Annotated in this window: 17 protein-coding genes; 7 read left to right on the forward strand and 10 right to left on the reverse strand. The window is 71.3% G+C overall.

All coding sequences use genetic code 11. The features are described 5' to 3' along the window. Nucleotides 1-46 precede the first annotated feature (46 nt). Nucleotides 47-868 carry a hypothetical protein gene (locus ACFSC0_RS18025; protein ID WP_377282255.1) on the forward strand — a complete coding sequence of 274 codons (822 nt, stop codon included), beginning with the start codon at nucleotides 47-49 and terminating at the stop codon, nucleotides 866-868. Here ACFSC0_RS18025 and ACFSC0_RS18030 read toward each other — a convergent pair. Further along, nucleotides 865-1,239 (reverse strand): sortase family protein, encoded by a 375-nt coding sequence (locus tag ACFSC0_RS18030; protein ID WP_377282256.1) that lies wholly within the window; start codon nucleotides 1,237-1,239, stop codon nucleotides 865-867. The two genes, ACFSC0_RS18025 and ACFSC0_RS18030, sit on opposite strands and share 4 nt — an antisense overlap. A gap of 15 nt (nucleotides 1,240-1,254) precedes the next feature. Then, nucleotides 1,255-2,061 (reverse strand): universal stress protein, encoded by an 807-nt coding sequence (locus ACFSC0_RS18035; RefSeq protein WP_377282257.1) that lies wholly within the window; start codon nucleotides 2,059-2,061, stop codon nucleotides 1,255-1,257. Nucleotides 2,062-2,171: 110 nt separating this feature from the next. Here ACFSC0_RS18035 and ACFSC0_RS18040 point away from each other — a divergent pair, with 110 nt between their 5' ends. Genes ACFSC0_RS18040 through ACFSC0_RS18050 form a run of 3 tightly spaced genes read left to right on the forward strand, consistent with a single transcriptional unit; the run spans nucleotide 2,172 to nucleotide 4,302 of the window. After that, nucleotides 2,172-2,816: a YfbR-like 5'-deoxynucleotidase gene (locus tag ACFSC0_RS18040; RefSeq protein ID WP_377282258.1), complete on the forward strand. Its 645-nt coding sequence runs from the start codon at nucleotides 2,172-2,174 to the stop codon at nucleotides 2,814-2,816. Between the two features lie 5 nt (nucleotides 2,817-2,821). Next, nucleotides 2,822-3,337 carry a tyrosine phosphatase family protein gene (locus ACFSC0_RS18045; protein WP_377282259.1) on the forward strand — a complete coding sequence of 172 codons (516 nt, stop codon included), beginning with the start codon at nucleotides 2,822-2,824 and terminating at the stop codon, nucleotides 3,335-3,337. Further along, on the forward strand, nucleotides 3,334-4,302 hold the full coding sequence (locus ACFSC0_RS18050; protein WP_377282260.1) for an NUDIX hydrolase: 969 nt from the start codon (nucleotides 3,334-3,336) through the stop codon (nucleotides 4,300-4,302). The genes ACFSC0_RS18045 and ACFSC0_RS18050 overlap by 4 nt, the downstream gene beginning before the upstream one ends. Here ACFSC0_RS18050 and ACFSC0_RS18055 read toward each other — a convergent pair. From ACFSC0_RS18055 to ACFSC0_RS18065, 3 genes are all read right to left on the reverse strand, one after another. After that, a complete protein-coding gene (locus tag ACFSC0_RS18055) occupies nucleotides 4,292-5,230 on the reverse strand; it encodes a sterol desaturase family protein (RefSeq protein WP_377282261.1) in 939 nt (312 codons plus the stop codon). The genes ACFSC0_RS18050 and ACFSC0_RS18055 overlap by 11 nt on opposite strands. Further along, the gene (locus ACFSC0_RS18060) at nucleotides 5,227-5,613 is read right to left on the reverse strand and encodes a hypothetical protein (protein ID WP_377282262.1); all 387 of its coding nucleotides are present in this window, start codon (nucleotides 5,611-5,613) and stop codon (nucleotides 5,227-5,229) included. The genes ACFSC0_RS18055 and ACFSC0_RS18060 overlap by 4 nt, the downstream gene beginning before the upstream one ends. Before the next feature lie 108 nt (nucleotides 5,614-5,721). Further along, nucleotides 5,722-6,252, reverse strand: coding sequence for a porin family protein (locus ACFSC0_RS18065; protein ID WP_377282263.1), 531 nt, complete (start codon nucleotides 6,250-6,252; stop codon nucleotides 5,722-5,724). A 226-nt stretch (nucleotides 6,253-6,478) separates the two neighbouring features. Between ACFSC0_RS18065 and ACFSC0_RS18070 the strand changes: the two genes are divergently transcribed. From ACFSC0_RS18070 to ACFSC0_RS18080, 3 genes are all read left to right on the forward strand, one after another. Then, nucleotides 6,479-7,180 (forward strand): Crp/Fnr family transcriptional regulator, encoded by a 702-nt coding sequence (locus tag ACFSC0_RS18070; protein WP_377282264.1) that lies wholly within the window; start codon nucleotides 6,479-6,481, stop codon nucleotides 7,178-7,180. Nucleotides 7,181-7,250: 70 nt separating this feature from the next. Continuing rightward, nucleotides 7,251-8,768, forward strand: a complete 1,518-nt coding sequence (locus tag ACFSC0_RS18075) for a response regulator (protein WP_377282265.1) — start codon at nucleotides 7,251-7,253, stop codon at nucleotides 8,766-8,768. Between the two features lie 278 nt (nucleotides 8,769-9,046). Next, nucleotides 9,047-10,051 carry a hypothetical protein gene (locus tag ACFSC0_RS18080; protein WP_377355217.1) on the forward strand — a complete coding sequence of 335 codons (1,005 nt, stop codon included), beginning with the start codon at nucleotides 9,047-9,049 and terminating at the stop codon, nucleotides 10,049-10,051. 53 nt (nucleotides 10,052-10,104) lie between these two features. Here the strand turns inward: ACFSC0_RS18080 and ppdK are convergent, their stop codons facing one another. From ppdK to ACFSC0_RS18105, 5 genes are all read right to left on the reverse strand, one after another. Next, nucleotides 10,105-12,801, reverse strand: a complete 2,697-nt coding sequence (ppdK, locus tag ACFSC0_RS18085) for a pyruvate, phosphate dikinase (RefSeq protein WP_377282267.1) — start codon at nucleotides 12,799-12,801, stop codon at nucleotides 10,105-10,107. An 11-nt stretch (nucleotides 12,802-12,812) separates the two neighbouring features. After that, the gene (gene glyS / locus ACFSC0_RS18090) at nucleotides 12,813-15,089 is read right to left on the reverse strand and encodes a glycine--tRNA ligase subunit beta (RefSeq protein WP_377282268.1); all 2,277 of its coding nucleotides are present in this window, start codon (nucleotides 15,087-15,089) and stop codon (nucleotides 12,813-12,815) included. Continuing rightward, on the reverse strand, nucleotides 15,089-15,604 hold the full coding sequence (locus tag ACFSC0_RS18095) for a DUF2314 domain-containing protein (protein WP_377282269.1): 516 nt from the start codon (nucleotides 15,602-15,604) through the stop codon (nucleotides 15,089-15,091). Before ACFSC0_RS18095 ends, glyS begins: the two co-directional genes overlap by 1 nt. After that, nucleotides 15,601-16,500, reverse strand: a complete 900-nt coding sequence (locus tag ACFSC0_RS18100) for a glycine--tRNA ligase subunit alpha (RefSeq protein WP_377282270.1) — start codon at nucleotides 16,498-16,500, stop codon at nucleotides 15,601-15,603. Before ACFSC0_RS18100 ends, ACFSC0_RS18095 begins: the two co-directional genes overlap by 4 nt. 132 nt (nucleotides 16,501-16,632) lie before the next feature. Next, nucleotides 16,633-17,094, reverse strand: coding sequence for a hypothetical protein (locus tag ACFSC0_RS18105; protein ID WP_377282271.1), 462 nt, complete (start codon nucleotides 17,092-17,094; stop codon nucleotides 16,633-16,635). Nucleotides 17,095-17,132 lie beyond the last annotated feature (38 nt).

The raw sequence follows: 17,132 nt of genomic DNA on the forward strand, positions 1-17,132 counted from the left end.
GCCTCCGGTCAGGTTCGAAGAGAACCCGACCGGAGGCTTCTTCGTTATGAAGGCCCTTTACCTGATCGCCGCATCCGCCGCCGCGCTGAGCGTGGCCGCCTGCTATCCGGCGCCGAAGCGGCTGACCCGACTGGATTGCCCGGAGGCCCAGGGCGCCCTCACCCGCATCGGCCAGGCCGCCGACGGCCGCAGCTGCGCCTACGTCAGCGAGAACGGGGCCGAGGTCAGCCTGCGAATCGTCGAGGTTGAGGGCGGCCTCGAGGCCACCCTCGCCCGGCTCGAGCAGGAGCTGAGGAGCTACATCCCGCCGCAGACGGCCGCAGCCCCCACGAGCGCCGACGGCGTGGAGAACGCCGAGGCTCCGGCCGAAACCGCCGCCGCCAGCGCTGAGGCGGATACGGCGTCGGGCTGGGCCGGCGCCGCGGCCGCGGCCCAGAAGGCCTCCGCCGAGGCTCGGGCCGACGCCGGCGGGCGTCTCAACGTCGAGGTGAGCGGCGACGAGGGCGCCGAGGTCGTGCGGGTCGACATCCCCGGAATCCGCATCGAGGCCGACGAGGCCAACGACGAGGCCAACATCCAGATCGGCAAGATGACCATCCAGGCCAGCGACCAGGGCGCCACCATGCGCACCCGCAAGGACGTGCGGCTGCGCGGCGAGGCCCTGTCGCGCGAGAAGCGGGGCGTGCGCGCCCGGCTGGTGATCGCCGGCGACCAGGTCGAACCGGCCTGGCGCTACCTGGAATACGAGGTCGGCGGCCGCAAGACCGGTCCCCTCGCGGTCGCCCTGGTCCGCGCCAAGGAGGGCGACGGCATGGGTCACGACCACAGCGATGTGGAGCGCCTCGTCCGCCGCAACGGCGGGGTCTAGCTGACCGGCTGGACCTCGACGACCTTGTAGGTCAGCGGACGGCCGTCCTCGTCGGTGACGGTGACGTATTCGCCGACCGCGAAGCGGTGCTCGCCGAGCCGGTAGACGGGCTCGTCGTCGGCCACGTCCTCGTCGTCATAGTCGAAGAACCAGCGTTGGCCGCGCTTGGCCAGGCGGCCGTCGGCCGGGTCCTCGTCCGGCGAGAAGCGGCGCACCGCGCAGTCGCTCTTGTGCCGGGCGTAGGCGGTCTCGTCGAGCCGGCCGTCGTCGGTCAGCGGTGCGGTGAGCGCATAGCCTCGGCGATCGTCGCCGCCGGCGAACTCGGTCCCGGGATTGCGGGCCAGCCGCATGACGATGCGCGAAAGTGTCATCGAATCTAGACCTCGTCAGTGGGACAGGAACAGCGACGGCTGGTCTGCGCCGAGCAGCGTGCGCGTCGTGCCCCCGAAGATGAATTCCTGAAGCCTTGGATGTCCGAACGCACCGGCCACGAGAATGTTCGCAGACATCTTCTGACAGGCCTTCAGCAGGCAGGGGCCCACCTCGCCCGGCTCCTCCAGCGGCTGGACGTCGGCGGCCACGCCGCGGGCGGCGTAGTAGGCCTGCAGCCGCGAGGGATCGAACTTGCGCGCCTTCACGCCGGCCAGGATCACCACCTTGCTGGCCTTCTCCAGCAGCGGCAGGGCCAGGCGCGCCGCGCGCGAAGCCTCCTTGCCGCCGTCCCAGGCCACCGCCACCACGCCGCCGATCGACAAGCCGCTGCGGGCAACCATCACCGGCCGCTGCTCGTCCACGACGATCTGCTGGAAGGCCTCCGCCAGCGGCCCGCGGCCGCGCGGCGGATCGCCGGTGAACACCACCACGTCGGAAAGCCGGCTCTCCGCCGACAGTCCCGCCCAAACCGGCGTCTTCAGCGAGACGAAGGCCTTCTTGCCGTAGGCGCAGCCGTCCATCGAGGCCTGGGCGTGCCGTTCGCCGACAGCGGCCGCCTCGCGCAGGGATTCGAGGGCCGTGGTCTGGACGCCGCCCAGGAACCCCTCGCCCATCCACGGCATGACGTCGGCCACGTCGGCCGGCGTGTAGACGCCCGCCAGTTCCGCGCCGAAGGGCTCGGCCAGCATCGCCGCCGCCGCGATCGCCTCGCGATCGCCCGCGCCTCCCGACAGAGGCGCCATGATCCTGGCCCAGCTCATCGAACTTCTCCGTTTGCTGTGGAGCCTTTGCGGCGCTCGGCGGTTCGGGACATTGATATTTCTCAACGCATCGGTCAGTTCACAACCTTGACTGTGAAAGGAACGCGCAGGTGAGAAAAGGGCTGCGCCGCGGCAAAGCCGAACCTCGAGCCTGGCAGCGGATGCTTTCCGGCCGCCGTCTCGACCTGCTCGACCCCTCGCCCATGGACATCGAGATCGAGGACATCGCCCATGGCCTGGCCCGCGTCGCGCGGTGGAACGGCCAGACGGTGGGCGAGCACGCCTTCTCCGTCGCGCAGCACTCCCTGGTGGTCGAGGAGATCGTGGCCCACATCCGGCCGGAAATCGAGCCCCGCTGGCGGCTGGCGGCGCTGCTGCACGATGCGGCGGAGTATGTGATCGGCGACATGATCAGCCCGTTCAAGGCCGCCCTGGGCATGGACTACAAGGCCTTCGAGGAGCGGCTGGAGACCGCCATCCACGTGCGCTTCGGCCTGCCGGCCAAGGCCCCGTCCGAGGTCAAGACCCTGATCAAGCAGGCGGACCGGGCCTGCGCCTTCTTCGAGGCCACCCAGCTGGCCGGCTTCACGCATGCCGAGGCGCTGGAGTTCTTCGGCGCGCCGCCGGCCGGGTACGACCTGCACATCGAGCCCCTGCCCCCGGCCCAGGCCCAGGCCCGCTACGTGCAGCGGTTCCACGTCCTGTCCGAGGCGGCCGGCTACACCTCAGAGCCTGTGGCCTTCGCGACGGAGTAGCGGCCATGATCCTGATCGTCTGCGGCCTGGCCCCCTTGCCCGAGGTGATCGCCGCCCGGCGGCCCTCGCATGTCATCACCCTGCTGGACCCGGCCACCTTGATCGAGACGCCGGCCGGCATCGCGCCGGAACGGCACCTGCGGCTCGGGGTCAACGACATCTGCGAGGCGGCCGAGGGCATGATCCCGCCGGACGAGACGGCGGTCGCCCGCATCCTGGAGTTCGGCCGCACCTGGGACGAGACCGCGCCGATGGTCGTGCACTGCTGGGCCGGCATCAGCCGCTCGACCGCCAGCGCCTTCGCCCTGGCCTGCGAGCGCTCGCCCGAGGTCAGCGAGCTGGAGATCGCCCGGCTCATGCGCCAAGCCGCGCCGCACGCCTACCCCAACCGCCGAATCGTCGCCCTGGCGGACGACATGCTGGGCCGGCGCGGTCGCATGGTGGATGCGGTGGAGGCCATCGGCGGCAACGGCTGGGTCAGCTCCGGCGTGCCCTTCGACTTCCCGGTCCGGCACCGATGATGAGCGTCGTCATCGGCCTGTCGGCCGTGATCGTGGCGATCCGCGACGGTGAGGCCGTGACCCTGACGGTGCGCCCGCGGGCCAGCGAGCTCGCCGGCCTGCCGTTCGGCCCGTTCGACCCCGGCGGCCACCGCACCTTCGAACTGGCCCTGCGGGCCTTCGTGACCGAGCAGACGAGGTTCGACCTCGGCTACGTGGAGCAGCTCTACACCTTCGGCGACATGGGCCGGGATGCGCCGCTGGCCGACATGGGGGACGGCGACGGCAAGGCGCGGGTGATCTCGGTCGGCTACCTGGCGCTGACCCCGCATGCGGTGGACATCACCGCCCTCGGCGCGGAATGGGCCTCGTTCTCGCGCTTCTTCCCGTGGGAGGACTGGCGCGGCGGCCGCCCGCCCGCCCTGGCCCCGATCGAGGAGGCCCTGAAGGCCTGGTGCGGCTGCTGCGGCGGGGCGGCCGAGGGCGCCCAGCGGCTGGCCCGCGCCCGGCTGCTGTTCGCGCTGGACGGCGCGCCGTGGAACGAGGAGCGGGTGCTGGAGCGCTACGAACTGCTCTACGAGGCGGGCCTGGCGCCCGAGGCGGCGCGGGACCGCAGCGAGACCCCGGTGCGCAGCGAAGCGCTGACCGCCGCGCTGGGCGAGCCGATGATCTCCGACCACCGGCGGATCCTGGCCACCGCCCTCTCCCGCCTCCGCGGCAAGCTGAAGTACCGTCCGGTCGTCTTCGAGCTGATGCCCGAGGCCTTCACCCTCTCCGCCCTCCAACGGACCGTGGAGGCCATCGCCGGCGTGCCCCTGCACAAGCAGAACTTCCGGCGCGCCCTTGAGCGAGCCGACCTGGTGGAGGGGCTGGGCCGGCTGGAGACGGACACCGGCGGCCGGCCGGCCGAGCTGTTCCGCTTCCGCCGCGAGAGCCTGGCGGCGCGGCCGGTCTCGGGGCTGTCGCTGCCCCTGCTCAGGGAGTGACGCGGCCTGTCAGGTCGGCGGGCTCCTCGGCCGTCGGCGGCTGGGCGGCGGCCCAGCGGGCGCGGATCTGAAGCGAGGTCTCGCGAGCGCCGTCCGGGCTCCATCCCGGCCGGCCGAACAGGTAGCCGAACGCCTCCCTCGGCGAGCGGGCGTGGACGATGTCCAGGCCGATGGCCGCCCACTCGTGGAAGGCGACGCGGATCGGGTTGAAGCTGCCGATGTTCTTCACCAGCCCGTAGCGGCAGGGCTCGTCCGCCCGCTCCGGCTCGAAGGTGCCGAACAGGCGGTCCCAGACGATCAGCACGCCGGCGTAGTTGCGGTCCAGGTAGCGCGGGTTGCGGGCGTGGTGCACCCGGTGGTGGGAGGGCGTGTTGAAGACCGCCTCGAACCAGCCGGGCATCTTGCCGATCGCCTCGGTGTGTATCCAGAACTGGTAGACGAGGCTGATCCCCTTCTGGATGGCCACCATGGCCGGCGGGAAGCCCAGGAACGACAGCGGCAGCCACAGCAGCCAGGTCCCCGACACCCCGCCCGTCCAGGTCTGCCGCAGGGCGGTGGAGAGGTTGTAGTGCTGGCTGGAGTGGTGGTTGACGTGGGCCGCCCACCAGAAGCGCCGCTCATGGCTGAGGCGGTGGAACCAGTAGTAGGTGAGGTCCTCCGCCAGGAACAGCACGACCCAGGCCCATACGGCGGTCATGGGAATGCTGAACAGCCGGTGCTCGTAAGCCCACACCGCCACGGCGAAGGTCACGCCGCCGATCAGCAGACCGGCGACGTTGCTGCCCAGCCCCATGGCCAGCGAGGCGGCGGTGTCGCGCACCTCGTAGTGCGCCTTCGCCTTGCCCGCGCGCGCCAGCAGCATCTCGAGGACGATCGCCAGGACGAAGAACGGGATCGCCAGGGCGACCGGATCGATGTCGGGCGTCACGCGGCCAGGTCCTGCGGCGGCCAGGCCTCCATGGCCAGGACGACGGTCGGCGCGCCGGGATCGCCCAGCTCCAGCCGCAACCGCCCGTCCTTGAGCGTGGCAGCCACCGCGTTGGTCCAGGGCATGTGCCGCGTCACGTAGCCGTCGCCGACCTGGTAGATCACCAGCGCCAGGACGCCCGAGCGGCCGACGGCGCCTCGCCCGTCTGTCGAAACCCAGACCGCGTCCACGGTGCGGCCGAACTCGAGCATCAAAAGGTCTATCGCCCGCTCCGGTGTCAGCGGCCCGACCGGTTTGGCGATGCGCGCCCAGGCGGAAAGGGCTACGAGGGCGCCGACGGCCGCGACCGACCCGGCGAACTGGATGAGGGCGCCTTTATCCAATGTGCTTCCTCTTTTCGAGGAGCCTCGGAGCTTGCGGCGGCGCGGTCAAGAAAAACGGCGCGCCCCCGAAGGGACGCGCCGCAAACGCAACTCTCCTCGAGCCGACGCTTAGAAGCGACGGCTGTAGGCGATCGACCAGATGTCGGCGTCGATGTCGTCGTCGTACTCGTGACGGGTGTAGTCGACGCGCACGCCGTTCACGCCGTCGAAGAAGTACTGGCCGCCGACGCCGAAGGCCCAGCCGCTGTCGTCGTCCGAGCCGGAGCCGAGGCCGGTCACGTTGGCTTCGACTTCAGCGGTGGAGTAGCCGACGCGGGCCAGCAGGTCGAAGTTCTCGTTCACCGGCAGGAAGGCGACGCCGTAGATGCCGAGCTGGTGCTTCAGCTCGAGGCTGCCGTTCACGCCCGGGGCGATGGTCACGTCTTCGTCGTTGATGCCGAAGGCAGCTTCACCTTCGACGCCGAAGTTCGGGTGGAAACGAGCGCCCAGGCGCGCCTGGATGGCGCCAAGGTCCGCATCTTCCACGTCCACGTGGGCGTAGCCGATGTTGCCGTAAACGGTGGTGGCTTCTTGAGCCGAGGCGAGGCCGGGGAGGGCCAGAAGAGCGACGGCCGAGGCCGCGACAACGAGAGATTTCATGTTCTTGTCTCCAAATGCGGTTCTGCGCCGCGCGGGTGCTCTAACGGTTGAATCGGGGCGAAATCGAGTCGGACAGACGACTCTGTGGCCTTTGGGCGACCCTATGTGGCTGAACGGCCACAGCCCGATTCGGCTTGCTCAGGCATGAAATCTCCCGTCTTTTCAGCGGCTTGAATCTGGCCCGGCCGCGCCGGAGCCACGGTCCGGCTGGAAGCGTTTTGCAGCCATGGGTCTGGACAACCGCTTCCTGGATTCGCTGCCGCCCGAGGAGATCGCCCGGCTGGAGCCGGCGCTCCGCCGTCACACCCTCACGCGCGATCAACTCATCGCCGAAACCGGCCATCCGGTTCCCCACGCGGTCTTCCCGATCGATTGCGTGATCTCGGTCGTGGCGGTGATGCACGACGGCCGGCAGATCGAGACCCGGACCATCGGTCGCGAGAGCGGCTATGGGCTGCTCCACGCCCTCGGCTCGCGGCATTCGTACGAGCGGGTGACCGCGCAGATCGGCGGCGAGGCCTGGCGGCTGCCGATCGACACCCTGGCCGCGGCGGCGGCCGCCAGCCCGCTGCTGGTGCGGCGCATCGTGCAACGGGCGCAGGCGACCCTCGTCCAGACCGCCCAGTCGACCGCCTGCAACAGCCTGCATTCGGCCGAGCAGCGGCTGTGCCGCTGGCTGCTGCTCACCCGGGACCGGCTGTCCTCGGAGGTCCTGCCCCTGACCCAGGAGCACCTGTCCATCATGCTGGGCGTGCAGCGCACCACCGTCACCGCCGTCGCCTCCGAACTGCAGGCGAGCGGGGCCATCGCCTATTCGCGCGGCCGGATCACCGTCCTCGACGCCGAAGCCCTGCAGCGGCGCTCTTGCGAGTGCTACGAGGCCATCAAGGACGCCGCCGCGGAGCTGCTGCGCGACGGCCGCGACTGAGGCGAACGGCCACGGCCGGAACGGCCAAGGTTTTACGCGCGGCTAGGGCTTTCCCGGCCATCCTCCCCCCATGAGTCGCTCCGCCGCCCGGCCCCTGCCCTCGCTCGACGCCGCCCGCGCCGCCGCCCTGGAGGCGAAGCTCGCGCCGTGGGTGGGATCGCGCGCCGTCTGGCGGCGGCTGGCGGGGCACGCCATCCTCGGCGCCAGCGTGCTGCTGGTGATCGGCTGGCCGCTGGTGGCCCTGTGGCTGGCGCTGGCCTTCGCGGCCACCCTGGCGGCCTCCAGCGCCGGACGCCGCAGGATCATGCGGCGGGCGCATCGGCCCAGCCCCCTCGACCGCCTGCTCCCGGCCGCCAGCGCCTATGCGGCGCCGGCGCTCCTGGCGCTGCTCGCGGCGACCATCGGCGGCGGCTGGGGCCTGGCCGCGGCCGCCTTCATGCTTACGGCCCTGGCGGTGCACGCCGTCGGCCAGGGCGACGTCGCCGCCTGCCTGCGGTGGCTGCGGCGGCGCAGGGCCCGCCGCGCGGCGCTGCCGGCGGCCGCTCGCATCGCCCGGTCGGCGGCCCCGACGCGCATCACGCCGGCCGGCAGAGCCGCGCCTGCGGCGTCCCCGGACTCCGGCCAGGCGATGCGGACGCTGCTGGCCGACCTGCTCGACCTCTCCCGCCTCGAGGCCGGCCGCCTCACGGTCGGCGCCGCCGCCTTCGACCTGCGCTCGCTGCTCGCCGCCACCGTGCGCGACTGGCGGCCCGAGGCGCGGCGCAAGGGGCTGGCCTTCGGCCTCACCGGCGGCGCCCAGGCGCCCCGCTGGGTGGTGGGCGATCCGGTCCGCATCCGCCAGATCCTCGACACCCTGATGGCCAACGCCCTCAAGTTCACGACCGCCGGCTCGGTCACGCTCACAGTCGGCGCCGAGCCGCGCGCCGACGGGCGCATCGACCTGACCCTGGCCGTGCTGGACTCCGGCCCGGGGATGACCAGCGACCAGTTCGCCGCCCTGTTCAACGCCTACGACCGGCGGGAGCCGGCGGCCCGCCGCGCCGGGCCGGGCCTGTCGCGTCACCTGGCGCGCGCGCTCGCCCGGCTGATGGGCGGCGAGCTGACCGCCTCCAGCGCGCCGGGCCTGGGCGCCGCCTTCTCCCTCAAGCTTCCGCTGGCGCTGGCCGACGGCGGCGAGGGCGAGATCGACACCGCCCGCGGCCTTCGCGTGCTGGTGGTCGACGATCACGCCGTCTACCGGCAGGCCTTCTCGCTCATCCTGGCGACGGTCTGCCGCGAGGTGGTCTGCGCCCAGGACGGCATCGAGGCCCTGGACCTGCTGGCGGCCGAGCCCTTCGACCTGGTGCTGCTGGACCTCGCCATGCCCCGGCTGGGCGGCCTGCCGGCCACCCGCCGGCTGCGCGCCTCGTCCAGCCTGGGCCGCGACGTGGCCGTGATCGCCCTCACCGCTTCGGACTCCGAGGATGACCGCGCCGCCTGCCTGGCCGCCGGCATGAACGGCTTCGTCTCCAAGCCGGTGGACGCACGGGAGCTGCTGGCGGCCATCCATGCGGTGATCAGCGGCGAGGCGATTCCGCAGGCCGCCTGACCAGCGTGGCCCTAGCGCCACATTGGCAATCCCACGTTCCACGAACCTGACGATGCGAATTGTCAGGCCGCCAGCGCTGTGAGAAAGAGCCGCCCCTCCTCACCGCCTTAACCAGAAGAGACCGCATGTCCCCAGACCCCGCCATTCGTCGCCGCCCTGAGAAAGGGATCGAGCGCTGCGCGTGGCCGGACATGCCCCTGGCCGCGCGCCCCAGCCGAACAAGCTAACCCCGCGGCCGCTCCTCGAGCGCCGCCGGCTCGAGGACCGCCATGTCTCACATGACCTTCCGCCGCCCGGCTCCGCCCGGCGGCTGCCAAGAAATCTCTTCGCTGCTGATCCACCTGGCGGGCGAGTTCGCGCCGGCCATCGCCGGCGTGTGGCCCGCGCCGCACGCCGCGTTCGTCACCGCCCCGGCGGCACGGCGGCAGCTGATCGCCCTGGCGCTGGCCGGCGGGGCGGCGCCGGCCGCCGTCGCCGAACTGGCGCAGGGCCCGCTCGCGCGCGCCATCAAGGCCGCAATCGCCGACGCGCCGGAGGGTCTGCCCCGGGCGCTGGGCCGGATGGGCGAGACCTGCTGGTCCGCGGCCGACTACGGCCGGCTGCTCTGGGCGCTCCGGCATCCGCGGGCGGCCAAGGCGGTCCGGCATGCCGAGCTGGTGACGCCGGAGCTGGTGCGCGCGCTCGCCGCCCTGCCCGAGCCGATGCTGGCGGCCGCCGCGCGGACGGACCTCGGCGTGGCCGGGGCCGAGCTGCTGCGGGAATGCTACGCGGCGATTGCGCGGAACCGGGGCGAGGCGGCGGCCCGCGAGGCGGCCGAGCGGTGGGGCCGGATGTCCGCGGGCAAGCTGCGGCAGGCGGTGTTCGACGCGCTCGCCGTCGACGCGCCCCCGCCGCCCTTCCTCGGGACCCCTCGGCTGCGGCCGCTGGCGAGCGTCGCCGCCGTCCGCGACGCCGGCCGGCGTTACCGCAACTGCCTGCGGGACGACCTCAGCTACCTCGTGGACGGCGACGTCGCCTACTACGAGTGGTTGGGCGAGCCGTCGGCGGTGGTGGAGCTCTGCCGCGACCCGGTCACCGGCTGGCGGTTCGAGCAGGCGCGGCTGGCGCACAACGCACCCGTGCCGCCGGCCGTCGGCGCCCAGATCCTCGCCGAACTCGAGGCCATGGGCGTGGGACTCGGCCGCAGCTGGTGGCAACTGCGCCAGGCGCTCTACCAGCTCGGCACGCCGAACCTGCAGCTGGAGCCGCTGGACCAGCTCTCGGCCGAGCGCTTCGGGCGGTAGGCCGGTGGTGAGAGGCGCATCCCGTCCGGGACGGGGTGCGCCTCGATCGCCGGCTAGCGGTCCTTCTCGCGCTCGCCGATAGCCGCCTGGGCCGCCGCCAGGCGGGCGATCGGCACGCGGTAGGGCGAGCAGCTGACGTAGTCGAGGCCGGCGTCTTCGCAGAAGGCGATGGAGGCCGGATCGCCGCCGTGCTCGCCGCAGATGCCGAGCTTGACGCCCGGGCGCGCCTTGCGGCCGCGTTCGGCGGCGATGCGGATCAGGTCGCCGACGCCCTCCTGGTCGAGGGAGACGAAGGGGTCCTTTTCGAAGATGCCCTTGTCGATATAGGCGCCCAGGAACCGGCCGGAGTCGTCGCGGCTGATGCCGAAGGTCGTCTGAGTCAGGTCGTTGGTGCCGAACGAGAAGAACTCGGCGTGCTGGGCCAGGTCGTCGGCCCGGATCGCCGCCCGCGGCAGCTCGATCATCGTGCCGACCTGGTAGTCGATGCGGCGGCCCTTGTCGGCCATCACCTTCTCGGCGATGCGGTCGGTGAGCCGGCGCAGGAAGGCCATCTCCTCGCCCTTGGCGACCAGCGGGTGCATGATCTCCGGGCAGGGCGCGGCCTTGCCGCTGGCGGCCACCTCGAGCGCGGCCTCGATGATCGCCTGCACCTGGATCTCATAGATCTCGGGATAGGCGACGCCCAGGCGGCAGCCGCGGTGGCCGAGCATCGGGTTGACCTCGTGCAGCTCCTTGGCGCGGCGGAGCAGCTTGGCGGCGTCCAGGCCGGTGGCCTGCGCGACCGCGGCCACGTCCTCCTCGGTGTGCGGCAGGAACTCGTGAAGCGGCGGGTCGAGCAGGCGGATGGTGACCGGCAGGCCCTCCATGATCTCGAACAGCTGGACGAAGTCGTCCCGCTGCATGGGCAGGATCTTCTCCAGCGCCTGGCGCCGGCCCGCCTCGTCGTCGGCCAGGATCATCTCGCGCACGGCGGCGATCCGGGCAGGGTCGAAGAACATGTGCTCGGTGCGGCAAAGGCCGATGCCCTCGGCCCCGAACTGGCGGGCCGTCTTGGCGTCGAGCGCGGTCTCGGCGTTGGCCCGCACCTTCAGCCGGCGGACCTTGTCGGCCCAGCCCATCAAGGTGGCGAAGTCGCCGGACAGCTCCGGCTCGATCATCTTCACGACGCCGGCCAGCACTTCGCCGGTGGAGCCGTCGATGCTGATGACGTCGCCTTCCTTGAAGGTGCGGCCGCGGGCGTAGAGCTCGCCGCTCTTGCCGTCGATGCGCAGCTCGCCGGCGCCGGAGACGCAGGGCCGGCCCATGCCGCGGGCGACCACGGCGGCGTGGCTGGTCATGCCGCCGCGGGCGGTGACGATGCCGCGGGCCGCGTCCATGCCGCGGATGTCCTCGGGGCTGGTCTCCTCGCGCACCAGGATCACCGCCTCCCCTGCCCCGCCGAGCTTCTCGGCGGTGTCGGCGTCGAAGACGATCTTCCCGGTGGCCGCGCCGGGCGAGGCCGGCAGGCCGGTGGCGATCACGTCGCGGGGCGAAGCGGGGTCGATGGTCGGGTGCAGCAACTGGTCGAGGCTGGCGGGTTCGACCCGCATTACCGCCTCTTCCTCGGTGATCAGCCCTTCGCTGGCGAGGTCCACGGCCACCTTCAGCGCGGCCTTGGCGGTGCGCTTGCCGTTGCGCGTCTGCAGCATGTAGAGCCGCCCGCGCTCGACCGTGAACTCGATGTCCTGCATGTCGCGGTAGTGGCGCTCGAGCCGCTCCACGACGTCCTTGAACTGGACGAAGACCTCCGGCAGCGCCTCCTCCATCGACGGCGCCTTCTCGCCCATCTCCTCGCGCGCTGCGCGGGTCAGGGCCTGCGGGGTGCGGATGCCGGCGACGACGTCCTCGCCCTGGGCGTTGATCAGGAACTCGCCGTAGAGCCGGTTCTCGCCGGTGGACGGGTTGCGGGTGAAGGCCACGCCCGTGGCGCTGGTCTCGCCCATGTTGCCGAACACCATCGACTGGACGTTCACCGCCGTGCCCCAGCTCTCGGGGATGTCGTGCATGCGGCGATAGAACTTGGCCCGATCGTTCATCCAGCTGGCGAACACCGCCCCGATGGCGCCCCAGAGCTGGGCGTGCGGGTCCTGCGGAAACGGCTGGCCGAGCTCGTTCTCCACCTGGGCCTTGTAGTCGGCGACGACCCGTTCCCAGTCCTCGGCCGCGAGCCCGGTGTCGACGGTGACGTCGAGGCGTTCCTTATGCTCGTCGAGGATCTCCTCGAACATGTGGTGGTCCAGGCCCAGGACCACGTTCGAGTACATCTGGATGAAGCGGCGGTAGGAATCGAAGGCGAACCGGCGGTCGCCGGCCAGGGCCGCGAGGCCTTCGACCGTCTGGTCGTTGAGGCCGAGGTTCAGGACGGTGTCCATCATCCCGGGCATCGAGGCCCGCGCGCCGGAGCGGACCGAGACCAGCAGCGGGTTCTTCGGATCGCCGAACGTCTTGCCGGTCAGCTCCTCGACCTTGGCCAGGCCCTGCTCCACCTGCGCCTTCAGGTCGGCCGGGTACTGCCGGTCGTTGGCGTAATAGTGGGTGCAGCACTCGGTGGTGATGGTGAACCCCGGCGGCACGGGAAGGCCCAGAGAACTCATCTCGGCCAGGTTCGCGCCCTTGCCGCCCAGCAGGTTCTTCATGGACGCATCGCCGTCCGCGCCGCCGCCGCCGAAGGAATAGACCCAGCGCGTCTTCGTCAGCGCATCCGTCGTCATGCCGACCTCTCTCATCCCGTCACCTGGCTGAAGTCCGCCACGCGCCCCATGGCGTCGCGAACCTGAGCCAAAAGCCGCAACCGGTTTTCGCGTTCCGAAGCCTCTTCGGAATTGACCAACACCTTGTCGAAGAAGGAGTCCACCGGCGAACGCAGGCCCGCCAGCGCGCGCATGGCGGCGGCGAAGTCCTCGTTGTCGAGGGCGGTCTCCACCTGCGGCTCGGCGGCCTCCAGCGCCGCGATCAGCGCCCGCTCCTCGGCCGGCGAGGCGGACATCGGCCGCGCCTCGCCCTTGGGAAGCGGGCCCTTCTTCTCCTCGGCCCTGAGGATGTTGGTGGCCCGCTTGTAGCCGGCCAGCAGGTTGGCCCCGTCTTCGGTCTTCAGGAACCGATCGAGGGCCTCGACCCTGGCGACGATGCGCACCAGGTCGTCGTCGCCGAGCGCGAAGACCGCGTCCACCAGGTCGTGCCGGCGGCCCTCCTCGCGCAGCTGCACCTTCAGCCGGTCGGCCAGGAAGGCCCGGACCTCTTCGGCCACCTCTTCGAAGGCGCGGAACTCGTAGAGCACCCTGCCCTCCGGCTTGGCGCCGCCCTTGGACGTGCGGTCGAACTGCAGGTCGACCTCCTGGTCCATCTCGACGACCACCGGCGCATCCTCGAGCAGCGCCTCCTCGAACTCGCCGAGGTAGACGTTGAACTCGCGGCTGGGGTTGCGCGCCCGCGCGCCGAGGTAGGCGGTGGTCTTCGGGGTGGAGACGAACAGCGCCCGGCCCGGATCCACGAAGCACTTCAGGCTCCGGTACCAGGCCTCGACCAGCTCGCGCACCGGGGTGCGGGCCTCGGACTTCAGGACGATACGGATCAGGCCGAGCGCCGCGCGGCGCAGGGCGTAGGGGTCGCGCGAGCCGGTGGGCTTCTCGCCGATGGCGAAGAAGCCGGCCAGGGTGTCGACCTTGTCGGCCAGCGCCACGGCCATGGTCACCGGCGTGTCCGGCGCCTCGTCCGACGGGCCGAGCGGGCGGTAGTGGTCGCGGATCGCCTCGGCGACGACGCGGGAGAGGCCCTCCTCGCGGGCGTAGTAGCCGCCCATGATCCCCTGCAGCTCGGGGAACTCGCCCACCATGCCGCTGGCCAGGTCGGCCTTGGCCAGGCGCGCGGCCTGCACGGCCTTGTCGACGTCGGCGCCGACCTTGGGGGCGATCTCGCGGGCCAGCATCTCCAGCCGCTCGACGCGCTCGGCCACCGTGCCGAGCCTGGCGTGGAAGGTGACGCCCTGCAGCTTCTCCAGCCGCTTCTCCAGCGTGACCTTGCGGTCCTCGTTCCAGAAGAAGCGGGCGTCGTTCAGGCGGGCGGAGAGCACCCGCGCGTTGCCGGCGGCGATCGCCTTGCCCCCGTCGGGGGCGGCGATGTTGGCCACCGTCACGAAGTTGGGCGCGAGCTTGTCGGAGCCGGCCTGACGCACCGCGAAATACTTCTGGTGGGTGCGCATGGAGGTGCGGATCACCTCCGGCGGCAGGTCGAGGAACGCCGGGTCCATCTCGCCCAGCACCGGCACGGGCCATTCGACCAGGCCGGCGACCTCGTCCAGCAGGCCGGCGTCCTCCACCAGCTCGAGGTTGCGGGCGAAGCAGAGGGTGCGGGCGCCTTCGAGGATCTTGTCCTTGCGCTCCTGCGGATCGAGCAGGACGAAGTTCTTGCGCAGGCCCTCTTCGTAGGCGTCGAAATCCCGGGCCGCGAAGGCCTGGCCCGAGCCCATGAAGCGGTGACCCTCGGTCAGGTCGCCGCTGGCGATGCCGTCGATGGTGAAGGGCACGACCTGGCCGTCGAAGACGCAGAGGATGCGCTTCAGCGGCCGCACCCAGCGCAGCGTCCCCCGCCCCCAGGTCATCGACTTGGGCCAGGGGAAGTCGCGGACGATCTCCTCGACCATGGCCGCGATGATCTCGGCCGTCGCGCGGCCCTTGCGCTCGATGGTGGCGAAATAGACGCCGTCGCGCTCGACCAGCTGCTCGCGGGCCACGCCCGCCGACTTCAGGAAGCCGGCCAGCGCCTGTTCCGGCGCGCCGACGCGCGGGCCCTTGCGCTCTTCGCGCCGGTCCGCCTGGGCGGCGGGCAGGCCCTCGGCGCAGAAGGTCAGCCGACGGGAGCCGCCGAACGCCTTGGCCGCTTCGGGCAGCAGCCCTTCGGCCGCCAGCTTCTCGCGCGCCATGCGCTCCAGGTCGCGCGCGGCCTGCGCCTGCATGCGCGCAGGAATCTCCTCGGAGAAGAGTTCGAGCAGAAGCTGCGGCATCAGTTCGTCTCAGACTCGAGCGGGTTCGGCGACAGTCCGTATTCGGCCAGCGGCGTGTCGGGGTATTGCCGGGTCATCAGCACGCGCGTGGTGAAGTGGCCGTAGTTGACCTCGCCCTTCGCGTAGCCCCAGTCAGAGATGATGGCCTCTGGCACTTCGACTTCGGACCCCAGGGTGAGCTCGTCTCCAAGGTGGACCGGCTCGTTGGCCAGCCGTCCGGTCACCTTGCCGTCGCGACGGTCGCTCACGTCGATCCAGATGTGCTCGATCCCCTGGCCGCCGACCGTGGTCATTGCGGCCTTCACCGTGAAGTCGGAGTACTCCGGCGTTCCGGTCTCGAACCTGCGCCAGAACTGAGGGAGCGACGCCTTGGCTTCGGCCATGGCGGCGTTCATCCGCTCATCGTCGTCCGCCACTTCGATGAAGGCTTCCTGCGGCTGCGAGCACGCCGGCGCGGCCAGCGCCAACATCACCGCGCCGAGCAGCCCGGCGGTCGCTTTGACGGTCCCCCTCACGCGTTGCCCCCTTCGTTCGCCATCCAGGCCTGGGCGCACATCTTACAGAGGTCGCGGATGCGGCCGATGTAGCTCTGCCGCTCGGCCACGGCGATCGCGCCGCGGGCGTCCATCAGGTTGAAAATGTGGCTGGCCTTGAGCACGTGATCGTAGGCGGGCAGCACCACCGCCTGGCCCTGCGGGCCCTTCTGGGCGAGCAGGCGCGGCACCTGGGCTTCCATGTCCTCGAACCAGCCCTTCAGGGTCTCGACGTCGTAGCCCTCGAAGTTGGCGGCCGAATGCTGGCGCTCGTTCTCCAGGAAGACCTCGCCATAGGTCTTGGGCTCCGGACCGTCCGGGTCGTTGAAGGCCAGGTCGGTGAAGTGGTCGACGCCCTGCAGGTACATCGCCAGCCGCTCGAGGCCGTAGGTCAGCTCGCCGGCCACCGGCCAGACGTCCAGGCCGCCCACCTGCTGGAAGTAGGTGTACTGGGTGACCTCCATCCCGTCGCACCAGACCTCCCAGCCGAGGCCCCAGGCGCCCACGGTGGGGTTCTCCCAGTCGTCCTCGACGAAGCGGATGTCGTGCAGCTTGAGATCGAGGCCGATCGCCTCCAGCGAGCCGAGGTAGAGGTCCTGGAGGTTGTCGGGGTTCGGCTTCAGGATGACCTGGTACTGGTAATAGTGCTGCAGCCGGTTCGGGTTCTCGCCGTAGCGGCCGTCCGCCGGCCGGCGGGAGGGCTGCACATAGGCCGCCCGCCAGGGCTTCGGGCCCAGCGCGCGCAGCACCGTCGCCGGGTGGAGCGTCCCCGCCCCCACCTCGACGTCATGGGGCTGCAGGATCACGCAGCCCTGACGGCTCCAATACTCGTGCAGCTTCAGGATCAGGCCCTGAAACGATAGCGGCTTGTCCGACATGAGGGCGGTGTGTTCGCAGGCGCAAAAAAAGTCGGCGGACCATAGGGCCCGCCGACCTTCGCTTCAAGCACGCTGGAGCCCGCCTCGTCCGCCCCCGCTGATCGGCGGCGGAACAGGCTCCAGACACCTGGATCAGTTGCCGGCCGGAGCCGTCCGCTTGCCGGCGCGCGACATGGGCTCGCCGTACTTGGCGCGGTTCTCGGGCGTGTCCGGAACCGGTCCGTTGGTGATCAGCTGCACGTTGCCGCCCATGGAGGCGTTCACGCCGGCGCTCGTGGCCGCAGGGGCGCTCGTCGTGCCGACGGTGGCGCTGGTGTCGCTCGACACCGAGCCGGAGGTGGTGACGCTCGAGCTCGTCGAGGCGTCTTCGTCCGCATCCACCGTGCCGCCCGGCAGGTTGGTCCGGCCCGCTTCGGCGCCCGTCGGGCGCGTCGCGTCCACCGACGGCACGCCGGTCTGGGCGTCCTTCGGATCGGCCGGGACGCTCTGATTCGGGGTCGCGCCGGCCTCGGCGCCGGCGCCGAGCTGGGCTTGCGCAGCGCCGGCCATGAGGGCCGAGGCGGCGATGCCCGCGAGCAAGTAGTGCAGTTTCATCTGTCTCACTCCTGGTCTGTGCTCATGCTGGAATGCGC

This window comes from Phenylobacterium terrae (genome assembly GCF_042681205.1).
Classification (GTDB): domain Bacteria; phylum Pseudomonadota; class Alphaproteobacteria; order Caulobacterales; family Caulobacteraceae; genus Phenylobacterium; species Phenylobacterium terrae.

What these genes read in the sequence shown, in the direction of transcription:
- ACFSC0_RS18025 (WP_377282255.1), top strand. Translation starts at nt 47, where the DNA reads ATGAAGGCCCTTTACCTGATCGCCGCATCCGCCGCCGCGCTGAGCGTG.
- ACFSC0_RS18030 (WP_377282256.1), bottom strand. Translation starts at nt 1,239, where the DNA reads ATGACACTTTCGCGCATCGTCATGCGGCTGGCCCGCAATCCCGGGACC.
- ACFSC0_RS18035 (WP_377282257.1), bottom strand. Translation starts at nt 2,061, where the DNA reads ATGAGCTGGGCCAGGATCATGGCGCCTCTGTCGGGAGGCGCGGGCGAT.
- ACFSC0_RS18045 (WP_377282259.1), top strand. Translation starts at nt 2,822, where the DNA reads ATGATCCTGATCGTCTGCGGCCTGGCCCCCTTGCCCGAGGTGATCGCC.
- ACFSC0_RS18050 (WP_377282260.1), top strand. Translation starts at nt 3,334, where the DNA reads ATGATGAGCGTCGTCATCGGCCTGTCGGCCGTGATCGTGGCGATCCGC.
- ACFSC0_RS18065 (WP_377282263.1), bottom strand. Translation starts at nt 6,252, where the DNA reads ATGAAATCTCTCGTTGTCGCGGCCTCGGCCGTCGCTCTTCTGGCCCTC.
- ACFSC0_RS18070 (WP_377282264.1), top strand. Translation starts at nt 6,479, where the DNA reads ATGGGTCTGGACAACCGCTTCCTGGATTCGCTGCCGCCCGAGGAGATC.
- ACFSC0_RS18075 (WP_377282265.1), top strand. Translation starts at nt 7,251, where the DNA reads ATGAGTCGCTCCGCCGCCCGGCCCCTGCCCTCGCTCGACGCCGCCCGC.
- ACFSC0_RS18080 (WP_377355217.1), top strand. Translation starts at nt 9,047, where the DNA reads ATGACCTTCCGCCGCCCGGCTCCGCCCGGCGGCTGCCAAGAAATCTCT.
- ppdK (WP_377282267.1), bottom strand. Translation starts at nt 12,801, where the DNA reads ATGACGACGGATGCGCTGACGAAGACGCGCTGGGTCTATTCCTTCGGC.
- glyS (WP_377282268.1), bottom strand. Translation starts at nt 15,089, where the DNA reads ATGCCGCAGCTTCTGCTCGAACTCTTCTCCGAGGAGATTCCTGCGCGC.
- ACFSC0_RS18100 (WP_377282270.1), bottom strand. Translation starts at nt 16,500, where the DNA reads ATGTCGGACAAGCCGCTATCGTTTCAGGGCCTGATCCTGAAGCTGCAC.
- ACFSC0_RS18105 (WP_377282271.1), bottom strand. Translation starts at nt 17,094, where the DNA reads ATGAAACTGCACTACTTGCTCGCGGGCATCGCCGCCTCGGCCCTCATG.